Origin of the sequence: Roseibium algae, assembly GCF_037783265.1 — a bacterium.
GTDB classification, from domain to species: domain Bacteria; phylum Pseudomonadota; class Alphaproteobacteria; order Rhizobiales; family Stappiaceae; genus Roseibium; species Roseibium algae.
Genome location: NZ_JBAKIA010000005.1, coordinates 330,302 through 343,259, shown reverse-complemented (window position 1 = coordinate 343,259; position 12,958 = coordinate 330,302). Strand labels below are relative to the sequence as shown.

The 12,958-nt window shown below is 55.5% G+C and carries 11 protein-coding genes; 8 read left to right on the top strand and 3 right to left on the bottom strand.

Going from position 1 to position 12,958, the window contains the following annotated elements; genetic code table 11:
* Window positions 1-2 precede the first annotated feature (2 nt).
* The gene (locus V6575_RS10575; RefSeq protein ID WP_340274278.1) at window positions 3-593 is read right to left on the bottom strand and encodes a DUF6653 family protein; all 591 of its coding nucleotides are present in this window, start codon (window positions 591-593) and stop codon (window positions 3-5) included.
* 122 nt (window positions 594-715) lie between these two features.
* Window positions 716-2,521 carry a PHA/PHB synthase family protein gene (locus V6575_RS10570; RefSeq protein WP_340274277.1) on the bottom strand — a complete coding sequence of 602 codons (1,806 nt, stop codon included), beginning with the start codon at window positions 2,519-2,521 and terminating at the stop codon, window positions 716-718.
* Between the two features lie 404 nt (window positions 2,522-2,925).
* On the opposite strand from V6575_RS10570, the gene V6575_RS10565 reads away from it, so the two are divergent.
* The 8 genes from V6575_RS10565 to V6575_RS10530 all read left to right on the top strand — a co-directional run bounded on the left by V6575_RS10565 (window position 2,926) and on the right by V6575_RS10530 (window position 11,989).
* Entirely contained in the window at window positions 2,926-4,143 is a 1,218-nt protein-coding gene (locus V6575_RS10565) for an LL-diaminopimelate aminotransferase (protein WP_340274276.1), read from the top strand.
* 27 nt (window positions 4,144-4,170) lie between these two features.
* A complete protein-coding gene (locus V6575_RS10560) occupies window positions 4,171-5,490 on the top strand; it encodes a homoserine dehydrogenase (protein ID WP_340274275.1) in 1,320 nt (439 codons plus the stop codon).
* A 62-nt stretch (window positions 5,491-5,552) separates the two neighbouring features.
* On the top strand, window positions 5,553-6,548 hold the full coding sequence (glpX, locus tag V6575_RS10555; RefSeq protein WP_340274274.1) for a class II fructose-bisphosphatase: 996 nt from the start codon (window positions 5,553-5,555) through the stop codon (window positions 6,546-6,548).
* Between the two features lie 52 nt (window positions 6,549-6,600).
* Entirely contained in the window at window positions 6,601-8,421 is a 1,821-nt protein-coding gene (recJ, locus tag V6575_RS10550; RefSeq protein WP_340274273.1) for a single-stranded-DNA-specific exonuclease RecJ, read from the top strand.
* A gap of 114 nt (window positions 8,422-8,535) precedes the next feature.
* The gene (locus V6575_RS10545) at window positions 8,536-8,730 is read left to right on the top strand and encodes a hypothetical protein (RefSeq protein ID WP_340274272.1); all 195 of its coding nucleotides are present in this window, start codon (window positions 8,536-8,538) and stop codon (window positions 8,728-8,730) included.
* Between the two features lie 124 nt (window positions 8,731-8,854).
* Entirely contained in the window at window positions 8,855-9,748 is an 894-nt protein-coding gene (locus tag V6575_RS10540) for a nitrilase-related carbon-nitrogen hydrolase (RefSeq protein WP_340274271.1), read from the top strand.
* A 114-nt stretch (window positions 9,749-9,862) separates the two neighbouring features.
* Complete coding sequence (locus tag V6575_RS10535; RefSeq protein ID WP_340274270.1) at window positions 9,863-10,366, top strand: NUDIX hydrolase; 504 nt, start codon at window positions 9,863-9,865, stop codon at window positions 10,364-10,366.
* A gap of 129 nt (window positions 10,367-10,495) precedes the next feature.
* Window positions 10,496-11,989 (top strand): inorganic phosphate transporter, encoded by a 1,494-nt coding sequence (locus V6575_RS10530; RefSeq protein WP_340274269.1) that lies wholly within the window; start codon window positions 10,496-10,498, stop codon window positions 11,987-11,989.
* An 82-nt stretch (window positions 11,990-12,071) separates the two neighbouring features.
* Here V6575_RS10530 and V6575_RS10525 read toward each other — a convergent pair whose 3' ends face one another.
* A complete protein-coding gene (locus V6575_RS10525; protein WP_340274268.1) occupies window positions 12,072-12,923 on the bottom strand; it encodes an ABC transporter substrate-binding protein in 852 nt (283 codons plus the stop codon).
* Window positions 12,924-12,958 lie beyond the last annotated feature (35 nt).

Genomic DNA, 12,958 nt, shown 5'->3' with positions numbered 1-12,958 from the left:
TCTCAGGCCGCTTTGGCGCGTTTGGAATTGTCGTTGTCCGGGAATATCGACCAGAACCTGTAGAGCGGGTGTGAGTTGCGCATCCGGTCATAGAGTTGAACCATGCGGTTCAGGAACACCAATTTGCCTGCATAGGTCACGATCATGCCTGTACCGGCGATCAGGAGTTCATCGGCGTAGGCACCATAGAGGGCCACCAGAAAACCGACGCCAGTCACGAGGGACAGAACCAGGGCTGTCTTGGCTTCCTGTGGTGGGATTGGGACGGACATGCGATTGAGCCAAATGCGCTCGCCGAAGGTGGCTTTGGAGGCCCAGCTGTCTGTGCTCTTGGGGGCAGGGAACAGTCTCGGGTTGATCCACAGCCAGACCAGAACGGCAATTGTTGCGATGGCTGCAACGCCGAAGCCGTATAAATTGTGGCTCCAGATAGCACAAATGAGAAACGGCAGCGTGGCCATACGGGAGTAAACGCTCCAAGGCGAAGCATGACGTTGCCAGACAGCCGGATCCATCCCGAGGGCCTTCAGCTGGCCTGCAGGCATCGGAGAGGGCATGGGGCGAGGGCGCTGCATGTTCTGCACTTGGCTCATGATGTCACCCTATTTCCATTCCACGGCGAAAATTTCCTTTTGCCATCTTATCTCATCTTGCCTGATTAGCTCAATAAAACTTCGCGAGGGCTGCGCGCAGGGTGTCCAAACGAACCCTAACCCTAGATACGATTTGCAACATAGGACCCGGGAGCATCGCCGAGGATCTTCATCCGGTAGGCCCCGGGTTTGCGGGCTTTGGCGGTGGTCGCGTCTTGCTGGCGGATCCAGGCATCCCAGTGCGGCCACCAGGAACCAGGGTGTTCTTCAGCGGACTTGATCCAGCTGTCCAGCTCGCCTTCAGGCTTTCCGCCGGTCCAGAACTGATATTTGTTTCGGCTGGGTGGATTGACGACGCCTGCAATGTGGCCGGACCCTGAGAGCACATAATCGACAGGCCCGCCAAAGCACTTGGATCCTACAAAGACAGACAGAGGCGGCGCAATATGGTCTTCACGTGTGGCCAGATTGTAGATCGGTATCGTGACTTTGCCCAGATCAAGTTTCTCGCCGTCAATCACCATTTCGCCCTTGGCCAGATTGTTCTCAAGGTAGCAATTGCGCAGATAGAATGAATGGTTTGCAGCAGGCATCCGCGTTGAATCTGAATTCCAGTAAAGCAGATCGAACGGGAAGGGGTCTTTGCCCTTCAGGTAATTGTTGACCACATAGGACCAGATCAGATCGTTGGAGCGCAGCATGTTGAAGGCCGCCGACATTTTCGAGCCGTCCAGATAGCCTTGTTCTGCCATCTTCTTTTCCAGCATCGAGATCTGTTCTTCATCAACGAAGACTCTCAGGTCTCCGGCGTTGGTGAAATCAACCTGGGTGGTGAAGAACGTCGCGGTCTTGATCCGTTCGTCGCCCTTGGCGGCCATATAGGCAAGGGTGACGGCCAGAAGTGTGCCGCCGACGCAATAGCCAATGGCATTGACCTCTTGCTGGCGCGTGGCACGTTTGATGACATCCAGTGTGTTGAGGATGCCTTCCTTCATATAGTGCTCAAAGCTCTTTTGGGCCTGGCGCTCGTCCGGATTGACCCAGGAAATGACAAACACCGTGTGGCCCTGATCGACGGCCCATTTGATGTATGATTTCTCCGGCGTCAGATCGAGAATGTAGAATTTGTTGATCCATGGCGGCACGATCAGCAATGGGCGTTTCAGCACGTCCGGCGTGGCCGGGTCATACTGAATGACCTGGCAGACGTCGTTTTCCGAGATGACCTTGCCCGGGGTCAGGCCCAGGTTTTCGCCAAGCGCGAATTTCGACGTGTCGGTCATGCGGATCTTGACGTCGCCGTGGCCGGCTTTGATGTCCTCGGCCAGGTGCTGCATGCCCTTGACCAGATTTTCGCCGTTGCTTTCAACCGTCAGTCGCAAAAGTTCCGGATTGGTCAAGAGGAAGTTGGACGGCGACAAGGCATTGGAAATTTGCGTGACATAGAACTCCGCCTTGTGGCGGGTGTGTTCATCCAGCCCTTCGGCTTCGACGACGAGATCTTCGGCCCATTTGCTGGTGATCAGGTAGATCTGCTTGATGAAGTCGAAGAACTGGTTGTCGTTCCAGTCCGGGTCGGCAAACCTCTTGTCTCGTGGGGCAGCTTCTGCGGCGGGGGCAGCTGTTTCGCCCATCATGCGCTTGAGAGATGAGTTCCACAGATCGATATAGCCGGTCATCAGGCGCGACTGGGCTTCAACGGAACGTTGTGGGTCGGAAATCCAGTATTCCCCGACCTGTCCGAGGGTCTTGATGATGCCGGTCAGCTCATCATTGCTGTCCTGTTTCACTTCGCCTTTTTCGCGCGGTTCAAGATAGGCGGCCAGAGCCTTGGCGGCGCTTTCGGCAGTCTTGGATAGATTCTGTGCGAATGCTTCTGGATTTTCGATGATGTATTGCAGCATCGGATGCTGTCGATTATCGGCCATTCGTACAGTTTCCTCCGGCTTTTAGTCTCGTGCGCCTGAAATAGTCACAAATCTTCGCGCATTCCTCTTGGTCAAGGCAATGACCGAATTCATCTTGTTCTTTTGCGAATGACATCCGTTGTTTTCCAGATCTCAATTTCTGCAACTACACGTAATTTATGACATATGTTCCATATCAGCGTCGAATGGCAATTTTCGTTCATCCTCGGTTTAGGGGGCAGACCCGCAAATCGCCCCCCCAAATAGCGTTGGAAATGCGGTGCTTGCGGAAAATTAGCTGTCTATAGGCCCAAAGACGGGTGCGGAATGCAAAAGGTGCTGTTAAAAGATCCCAGCCGACGGACGAGAATGGACCCGAGCGGCATTTGAACTTGTCTATTTGAGCTTCGCTAAGGATCTTTGCCATGGAAGAGTTTCACAAGACACGGCGGCTGCCGCCTTACGTCTTTGAGGAAGTAAACCGTTTGAAGGCAAAGGCGCGAGCGGAAGGCGCGGACATCATCGATCTTGGCATGGGCAATCCTGATCTTCCCACGCCCAAGCACATTGTCGAAAAACTGACAGAAGCGGTTCAGGATCCAAGGACCCATCGGTACTCTGCCTCAAAAGGCATTCATGGCCTGCGCAAGGCGCAGGCATCCTATTATGGCCGCCGCTTCGGAGTTAAGCTGAACCCGGACACGCAGGTCGTTGCGACTTTGGGCTCCAAGGAAGGCTTTGCCAATATGGCGCAGGCGATTACCGCGCCTGGCGACGTGGTGCTGAGCCCCAATCCCTCCTATCCAATTCACACATTCGGCTTCCTGATGGCCGGCGCTGCCATTCGCTCGATCCCTGCCGAGCCGGGCCCTGAGTTTTTCCATGCGCTTGAACGCGCCGTTATTCATTCGGTGCCCAAGCCTCTGGCTGTGATCCTGTGTTATCCTGCGAATCCGACAGCCTATTGCGCTGATATCGAGTTCTACCGTGATGTTGTGGCCTTTGCTCGCAAGCACGAGATCTTCATTCTTTCGGATCTTGCTTATTCCGAGATCTACTTTGGTGAGACGCCGCCGCCATCCGTCTTGCAGGTTCCAGGTGCCATGGATGTGGCTGCTGAATTCACATCCCTGTCCAAGACATTTTCCATGCCCGGTTGGCGTATGGGGTTTGCTGTCGGCAACGAACGGCTGATTTCGGCTTTGGCGCGGGTTAAGTCTTACCTTGATTATGGTGCGTTCACGCCGATCCAGGTTGCGGCGACTGCAGCGCTGAACGGACCGGATGATTGTATTGTCGAAACGCGTGCGATCTACAAAAAACGCCGCGATGTTGTCGTTGATGCCTTCGGTCGGGCGGGGTGGGATATCCCGGCTCCGGAGGCGAGCATGTTCGCCTGGGCGCCGATCCCTGAGAAATTCAAATCGCTTGGCAGCCTTGAATTTTCGAAGCTTCTGTTGGAAAAGGCGGAGGTCGCGGTTGCCCCCGGACTCGGCTTTGGTGAGTACGGCGATGATTTTGTCCGTATCGGACTGGTCGAGAATGAGCAGCGCCTACGACAAGCTGGCCGAAATATTCGCCGCTTCCTTGATGGCGCGGACGAAACATTGCACAACGTGATCCCGCTCGGGTCTTCCCGCTGAATATCGAACAACTGGAATTTACGACATATGGCTAATGCTTTGAGACTTGGGGTTGCTGGCCTTGGTACGGTCGGTGCTTCTGTAATCCGTCTCCTCGACAAGCAGGGCAATCGCATTGCTGTCAACAGCGGTCAGGCCGTCCGGGTCCGTGCTGTCAGCGCCCGTGACAAGAGCCGTGATCGGGGCGTTGACCTGTCCAGGTTTTCCTGGTTTCAGGATCCTGTGGACCTTGCCCGAAGTGATGAGATTGACGTTTTTGTTGAGTTGATCGGCGGAGATAATGGCCCAGCGGAAGCCAGTGTCCGTGCCGCGCTTGAAAGCGGCAAGCATGTGGTCACGGCCAATAAGGCTCTTCTGGCCAAACATGGTGTGTCTCTGGCGATCCTCGCGGAATCCAAAGGCGTGAGCCTGTGCTATGAGGCCGCCGTTGCCGGAGGCATTCCAATCGTCAAGACCCTGCGCGAAAGCATGGCAGGCAATGACATTTCAAGAGTTTACGGCATTTTGAACGGGACCTGTAACTACATCCTGACCCGGATGGAGACAGATGGCATCTCGTTTGAGGATTGCCTGGCTGATGCGCAGCGTCTTGGATATGCGGAAGCTGATCCGACTTTTGATATCGAGGGCAATGATACGGCGCATAAACTGGCTATTTTGACCAGCCTGGCGTTCGGCACCAAGATTTCCGCTGACGATATTTATCTCGAAGGTATCACGTCCATCACGACTGCGGACATTCAGGCAGCTGATGAACTTGGCTACCGGATCAAGCTTCTGGGCGTGGCACAACGGACAGACAGCGGGATCGAGCAGCGTGTGCATCCGACCATGGTGCCCAAATCCTCTGCGATTGCGCGCATTGATGGTGTGTTGAACGCAGTTGCGGTTGATGGCGATTATGTCGGCGAGATTGTACTGGTTGGCCCCGGTGCTGGTGGCAATGCCACTGCATCTGCTGTGGTCGCCGATATCTCTGATATTGCGCGGGGTGACCTAACGCCGGTTCTGGGCATGCCGGCAAGGGATCTTGAAGACTTTACGCAGGCTGGTATGCGGGTCCATGAAGGCGGCTACTATATTCGTTTGGCTGTCGTTGATCGCCCTGGTGCCTTTGCTGAAATTGCCAAATGCATGGCTGATGCGGGGATTTCTCTTGAATCCATCGTCCAACGCCGCAAAGGTGCAGCCGGTTCCCGCGGTGAGACGGATGTCACGCCTCAACCTGTCATGTTGATCACGTATGAAACCACGGAAGTTGCGGTTCGAGATGCACTGGATGCCATTGTGTGCAAGGGCGTTGTTTCTGACGCGCCACAGATGATCCGGATCGAAAAATTGTCTTGAGACGGTGACGAGGTCGCTGTGCCAGGGGCGCGGGACAGGCCGGTAGAAATTGGAGAATTTTGATGTCTAAAATAAACGTTTCTGCCGCAAGCGGTCTGGATCGTATTCTCACGCTGGAGCTGGCTCGTGTTGCCGAGCGAGCTGCCGTTTCTGCTGCGCGCTTGCGCGGTCATGGTGATGAAATGGCTGCCGATCAGGCGGCTGTGGATGCCATGCGCCGTGAACTCAACCGTTTGCCGATCGACGGAACTGTCGTCATTGGCGAAGGCGAGCGTGATGAAGCTCCGATGCTCTACATTGGCGAGAACGTTGGTACCAAGGACGGCCCCAAGGTCGACATCGCGCTGGATCCGCTGGAAGGCACGACGATCTGCGCCAAGAACCTGCCGAACTCTCTGGCCGTGATTGCATTGGCTCCCCATGGCGGCCTGTTGAACGCACCGGACAGCTACATGGACAAGATTGCTGTTGGACCGGGCTACTCCTCCAGCGTTATTGATCTTGATGCTCCTGTTGCAGAAAACCTGGCGTCCGTCGCCAAGGAAAAGGGCGTCGATATCAATCAGGTGACAGCCTGTGTTCTGGATCGCCCGCGTCATGCGCGCCTGATTGAAGACATTCGTGCCACTGGTGCAGCGATCCGTTTGATCGGCGATGGCGATGTGGCTGGTATCATCCACACGACAGACCCTGAAGAGACCGGCATTGATATCTATGTCGGCATCGGTGGTGCGCCGGAAGGTGTTCTTGCGGCAGCTGCGCTGCGCTGTATTGGTGGCCAGATGCAGTCGCGTCTTGTCATCACCCGCGATGAGCAGGTCGACCGGGCTCACCGCATGGGCATTGAGGACATCAAGAAAAAATTCACGCTCGAGGAAATGGCTGGCCCAGATGTTCTGTTTGCTGCCACCGGCGTGACCGATGGCAATATGCTGCAGGGCGTTCGTTTCGGCCGGAATCATATCTCTACACACACAGTGGTTATGCGCTCATCCACCGGCACTGTGCGCTACATCAAGGCGCAGCATCATCAGCTGGAAAAATTCCACCTCGATTAAGGAATAAACTGATCATGGTGGGGTTTCCTAACCCGGCAGATTGGACGACCCGATGAGCGGCCCGACCGAAGACAGCGGTACGGGCCGTCTTGTTCTGGGTGTTGGCCGCTCGGCCAATGACAATGCCTGGCGCGAGCGTTTGAGCGCTGCTGAAGCCCTGAATGCCATGACTATTGCCCAGAGAAACGGCTTGCCGGATGTGCTGGCCCGGGTCATGGCAGCGCGCAGCGTCGAGCCCGATCATGCCGAGGATTTCCTCAATCCATCGCTGAAGACATTGATGCCTGATCCGTCGCGTCTTGTGGCCATGGATCCGGCTGTGGCACGGGTTGCTGACGCGGTTCAAAGTGGCAAGAAGATCGCCATTTTCGGCGATTATGATGTGGACGGTGCGACGTCTTCGGCTGTGCTGGCGAAATATCTGCGCTGGATGGGGCTTGATCCGGTCATTCATATTCCGGATCGGATCATTGAAGGCTATGGCCCCAATGGTCCCGCGATTGAAGCCTTGCATCAGGATGGTGCGGAGCTTTTGATCACCGTCGATTGCGGCAGCACGTCGTTCGAGGCTTTTGCAGTCGCCAAGGGGCTGGATCTCGATGTTGTGGTGATCGATCATCACCAGGTCGGCGAAACGCTGCCGGATGTGGTGGCATTGGTCAATCCGAACCGGCAGGACGATTTGTCCGGGCAGGGGCATCTGGCCGCTGTGGGCGTTGCGTTCCTGTTCCTGGTCGGCCTTAATCGCGAACTGCGCAATCGTGGCTTTTTCAACGGCAAGCCAGCACCTGACCTGATGAGCCTGCTGGATCTGGTTGCCCTTGGCACGGTCTGCGATGTGGTGCCGCTGCAAGGGCTGAACCGGGCCTATGTCACCCGCGGTCTGGCGGTGATGCACAAACGCTTTAATCCGGGTTTGTCCTCACTGGCCGATGTGGCACGGGTGGCCGGAAAGCCCGCTTCGTACCACCTTGGATTTTTACTTGGACCGCGGATCAATGCGGGCGGGCGCATCGGCGATGCGGCTCTGGGTGCGCGGCTGTTAACCTGCGATGATCCTTTGGAAGCGCGCGGGATTGCCGAGCGGCTGGATCAGCTCAACACGGACCGGCAGACCATGGAAGCGGTCATGCTGGAACAAGCTGGCGCGCAGGCCGTGATTGCCATGGAGCGGGATACGCCGTCCGTTCTGATCACCGGGTCTGAAGACTGGCATCCGGGCATTGTCGGTCTGATTGCCTCGCGTTTGAAAGACGCCCACCGGCGTCCGGCTTTTGCCATTGCCTATGACTCGTCCGGAAAAGGCACCGGATCGGGGCGCTCGATTCAGGGGGTGGATCTGGGCAAGGCGGTTCGCAAGGCTGTTGATTTGGGACTGCTGGAAAAGGGCGGTGGACATGCCATGGCAGCAGGCTTGACCGTGCTGCGTGAGAAATCCGATGAGCTCAGCGCCTTTTTTGAAGAAACACTTAGGGATGACGTCGAAGTTGCAGGGTCTTTCCGGGATCTCAAGATCGATGCAGCTCTGACTGCGACCGGCGCAAACCTTGAGTTGATGGAGCTTTTGGAAAAGGCCGGACCTTATGGGGCAGGGCATTCGGAGCCTGTGTTTGCGTTCCCCGCTCATCGGGTCAAATTCGCTGATGTGGTCGGCAAAGGACATGTACGGGCCAGCATTTCAGCGCCTGACGGGACCGCGATCAAGGCCATCAGTTTCAAGGCAGAAGACAAGCCGCACGGCAAAATGCTGCTGGCCAGTCGGGGCAGCACTCTTCATGTCGCCGGAACCCTGTCGATTGATACCTGGCAAGGGTCTCCGAAAGTGCAATTGCGCATTCTGGACGTGGCCGACCCGCAAAAAATTCGCCGCTAAGATGCAAATGCCCTTTATATCAACCCTTGTGAATTATGCTTAATTGAAATTAACCAATTGGAAAGCCTCTGCAGCTTATTGTGCTTCTGGTGAAGAAATCGCCGGGGGTTGGCCATGTTTGCTCAGAACGAGCTTAAGGATATATTCGTCGAGCTTGAGCAATCGACTGATCGTGCTCTCGAGGGCATTCAGACCATTCGATCCTCAAGCAAGCTGGACCGGGTTCCCCCCACTCGGTGTTTGCGGCTTGCAGAGCTTGGCGCGTTATCACTGTTCCTTTACATGGCCGCCCACTGGATCCAGCTATAGCGACCCTTGATCCGTTTATCCTGATGTGAAACGCTGCCGTTGGACGGATGGATCTGTGACCTCGTCGCGATGTCTTAAATGACCGATTCGTTCTGATATTTCTTCACTATGGAACTGAAATCCCATGCAAGATTATGCTGTTGCCCTGTGGGCCTTGAACCTTGGCTTTGCGCCTGACGGGTGTGAGGCATTTGCAGCCCATGTTGAAGCGCGCATGAGAGAGGCCCGCGATGGCGGGGCGAAACTTCTGGTCTTGCCAGAATATGCCGTTGAGGCTTGTTTGTCGTTCAAACCAGCAGGATTGAAGCCAACCGAGGAAATGGATTTCCTTGCGAAGGTTGGCTTGGATCTGCTCGAATTGCTCCGCCCGCTACCAGCCAAATACGGTGTTTCCCTGCTTGCGGGGTCCATGCCGATTGCGCGAGGAGCCGGGCACAGCAACACTGCGGTTCTGCTTACAGCGGATGGGCGTGAAATACGCCAGGACAAAATGTCGTTGACGCCAGGGGAAATGGATCCGGAGGCCTGGCAGCTTCAGGGCGGGCAAGAGCTGAAAACCTTCGAACTTGATGGTCTGAAGGTGGCTATCCTCATCTGTCTGGACGTTGAAATGCCTGCGCTGTCCTGTCTTCTGGCGCGTGAGCGTCTGGACTTGCTGCTGGTGCCATCAATGACAGAAATGCTGTCAGGCTATCACCGGGTGTTTGATTGCGCCAAAGCCCGAGCCATCGAATTGATGACCTGTGTTGCGGTGTGTGGCACGGTTGGGCGGACGCCCGGCACAACTCAGATCGAAACCAATGTGTCTGGGGCATCTCTGTTTACGCCTTGCGAAGAGGCGCTTGGCTTCAAAGGCGTCGCGGCATCGATTGCTCCAACCAGGGGCGACAATGGCGAGAATCCGTTTCTGTTTGTGACTGTTCCGGTTGGCAAGGTGCGGCAGCTTCGTGATGGCGAGGCAGAAGTTTGGCCGGGTGCCTGGACTGCTGGCCATATTGTGGTCACGAAAACTGATTAGTGTATTTCTATCCTGAAACACCGTAATGTGCACCTTGTGCACTTTTGTCTGGACAACCTTTGCTGGTTTCCCTTAGTAAGTACCTACTCGAATAGATGGTGATGTGTAAGATTTATGTCCTCAATTGATTCTTCCTGGGCGGTCACCAAGCCGCTTTTCCGTGATCTGAAAAGCCTTTTCCGGCGGCCTGCTCGTTTGCAGATCGGAGCCTTGTGCTATCGGGTTCGCGAGGGGGATGTTGAGGTTCTTCTGGTGACTTCGCGGTCTTCGCGCCGCTGGATACTGCCAAAGGGCTGGCCGATCCTGAAAAGGCGGGCTCACAAGACCGCAAGCATTGAGGCTTATGAGGAAGCGGGCATCGTCGGTAATGTGTCGAAGAAGCCGTTTGGCACCTTCAACTCCTACAAGGGCCATGCTGGCGGGCTTAAGATTCGCACCCAAGTGATGATTTTCCTGATTCAGGTTACAGATACTCTGGATGATTATCCTGAAGTCGGTCAGCGCGAACTTCGCTGGCTTGCAATCGATGATGCTATCAAGCTTGCTGATGAACAGGGTTTGAGCCGACTGTTGAGCAAGTTTAATGCTGAGATGGCTAATTATTTTTCCAGTCAGTAACCTTAGCAATTGACCTTCTGCTGAGATCCTTTATCGCGATGTCTGAAACTTCTGCCATGATCTGGTGGAAATACGTTATGTGTGCGTTTGAAACCCGATAACGCCAAAGACATGGGCGCTTGAAAAGACATGGATAGCTATAAGAAACCGACCCTTGACAAGGATCTGGACAAGCTCAGCTATATGGAAGAAGCAGCTGGCAGTCTTGGTAAGGGCCTCGTTTCAACAGGTCTTGCTCTGCTGTTTGTCGTTTTGTGCGGCGTTGTAGCCGGAGCCTATATGTTCGACATGCCGGGCGGTGCGGTCATTGTGGCTGCTGCCGTGATTGGGGCCTATATGGCTCTGAACATCGGCGCGAATGATGTCGCCAACAATGTGGGGCCTGCGGTTGGTTCTCGTGCCATGAGCCTCGTCAGTGCCTTGGTTATTGCGGCCGTGTTCGAAAGCGCAGGCGCGCTGATTGCAGGCGGCGACGTTGTGGGCACGATCTCAAAGGGCATTATTGATCCTGCTGCGGTGTCTGATCCAGCTATCTTTACAGCTGCAATGATGGCCGCTCTGGTATCGTCTGCACTCTGGATCAATCTGGCGACATGGGTTGGCGCGCCGGTGTCCACGACACACTCCATTGTTGGTGGCGTGATGGGGGCAGGTATCGCGGCAGCGGGCATTTCTGCCGTGAATTGGGGCACAATGAGCGGGATTGCCGCCAGTTGGGTGATTTCGCCGCTTCTGGGCGGAATCATTGCAGCAGCGTTTCTAGCTTTCATCAAGACCTTCATCATTTATCAGGATGACAAGATCGCCGCAGCGCGACGCTGGGTGCCGGTGCTGATCTCCGTGATGGCAGGCGTCTTTGCAGCTTATCTGGCGATGAAGGGCCTGAAGAAGATCATCAAGATTGACCTCCAGACAGCCCTTATGATCGGTGGGGCTATCGCCTTGGTTACCTGGACGTTGGCGCGGCCGTTGATTGCGCGTCAATCTGTGGGGCTGGAAAATCGAAATCAGTCCTTGCGCAAGCTGTTTGGCATTCCTTTGGTGTGTTCAGCGGCTTTGCTGTCGTTTGCTCATGGGGCAAATGACGTTGCCAATGCGGTTGGCCCGTTGGCTGCGATTGTTCATACAGCCGAGTTTGGAGATGTAGCGTCCAAGGTCACAATCCCCTTGTGGGTCATGGCGGTTGGAGCGCTTGGCATCTCCTTCGGGCTTTTGCTGTTCGGACCAAAGCTGATCAACATGGTTGGACAGCAGATCACCAAACTGAACCCGATGCGGGCCTATTGTGTGGCGTTGTCCGCTGCCATCACGGTCATTATTGCTTCAGCGCTGGGGCTGCCGGTCAGTTCGACGCATATTGCGGTGGGGGCCGTTTTTGGTGTTGGCTTTTTCCGGGAGTGGTATACGGAACGCTCAGGACGCCGATTTGAGTATGTAAGTGTGAAAAATGGCGGCAAGGTCAGCAAAGTACGCCCGGTCCGGAATCGTGAAGAACAGGCGCGGCGCAAGCTGGTTCGCCGGGCGCACTTCTTGACGATTGTGGCGGCCTGGGTCGTCACTGTGCCTGCGGCGGCAGCGTTGTCCGGTCTCCTGTATTTCGGATTGGTGCGTATCATCGGCTGACGGTGGATCTGCATTCTGGCTTTGAAACAAAAACGGCGCCAAATCTGGCGCCGTTTTTCGTTTGTCAGGTTTGTGCCTGGACTTAGTTGGAAACGCTGGACTTGGCGTTCGGGAAGAACAGCTGTTCACCGTCTACAGTGTAGGCGGCGACTTCTTTCTGGCCTTCTGGGCCTGTGAGCCAATCAATGAAGGCCTGACCGGCTTCTGCTTTTACCGTTGGGTGCTTTGCCGGATTGACCAGGATCACGCCATACTGATTGAACAGGCGGTCATCGCCTTGGGTCAGGACCTCAAGACCGGCCTTGTTTTGAAAGGCGAGCCAGGTTGCGCGGTCGGACATGGTGTAAGCGCTCATGCCAGCAGCAGCATTGAGGGTTGCGCCCATGCCGGAGCCGGTTTCACGGTACCAGGCACCTGAGGATTTATCAGGATCCACCTTGGCCAGCTTCCAGAGCGCCTTTTCCTTCTTGTGCGTTCCGCTGTCGTCGCCGCGAGAGGCAAACAGGCTTTCGCTGCTGGCGATCTTGGCAAGCGCTGCGGTTGCATCGCTCATGCCCTTGATCCCTGCTGGATCGCTCTTGGGTCCAACGATAACAAAGTCGTTGTACATGACGTCGAAGCGTTCAACGCCATTTCCGTCCGCGACGAATTTCTCTTCAGATGGCTTTGCGTGGACCAGAAGGACATCACCATCGCCATTGGCTGCATTCTTGAGTGCCTGGCCTGTGCCCACAGCGACAACACGGACTTCAATGCCGGTCTTGTCCTGGAATTTTGGCAGGATTGCATCCAGGAGGCCTGAATTCTGGGTGGATGTGGTGGATTGTACCACGATGAAATCTTCTGCAATGGCAGAGGTTGCAGCCAAGCTGGCTGTCATCGCCAGGGCCAGTGCCCCAATCTGCAATGTCTTGAGTGTCCTAAGGAGTGTCATTCTTGTGGCTCCGTTGATTTTGAAATGGTGTTTCC

Bases quoted from the DNA above. Each gene is read 5' to 3' on its own strand.
- V6575_RS10575 (WP_340274278.1), bottom strand. From the start codon at position 593: ATGAGCCAAGTGCAGAACATGCAGCGCCCTCGCCCCATGCCCTCTCCG.
- V6575_RS10570 (WP_340274277.1), bottom strand. From the start codon at position 2,521: ATGGCCGATAATCGACAGCATCCGATGCTGCAATACATCATCGAAAAT.
- V6575_RS10565 (WP_340274276.1), top strand. From the start codon at position 2,926: ATGGAAGAGTTTCACAAGACACGGCGGCTGCCGCCTTACGTCTTTGAG.
- V6575_RS10560 (WP_340274275.1), top strand. From the start codon at position 4,171: ATGGCTAATGCTTTGAGACTTGGGGTTGCTGGCCTTGGTACGGTCGGT.
- glpX (WP_340274274.1), top strand. From the start codon at position 5,553: ATGTCTAAAATAAACGTTTCTGCCGCAAGCGGTCTGGATCGTATTCTC.
- recJ (WP_340274273.1), top strand. From the start codon at position 6,601: ATGAGCGGCCCGACCGAAGACAGCGGTACGGGCCGTCTTGTTCTGGGT.
- V6575_RS10545 (WP_340274272.1), top strand. From the start codon at position 8,536: ATGTTTGCTCAGAACGAGCTTAAGGATATATTCGTCGAGCTTGAGCAA.
- V6575_RS10540 (WP_340274271.1), top strand. From the start codon at position 8,855: ATGCAAGATTATGCTGTTGCCCTGTGGGCCTTGAACCTTGGCTTTGCG.
- V6575_RS10535 (WP_340274270.1), top strand. From the start codon at position 9,863: ATGTCCTCAATTGATTCTTCCTGGGCGGTCACCAAGCCGCTTTTCCGT.
- V6575_RS10530 (WP_340274269.1), top strand. From the start codon at position 10,496: ATGGATAGCTATAAGAAACCGACCCTTGACAAGGATCTGGACAAGCTC.
- V6575_RS10525 (WP_340274268.1), bottom strand. From the start codon at position 12,923: ATGACACTCCTTAGGACACTCAAGACATTGCAGATTGGGGCACTGGCC.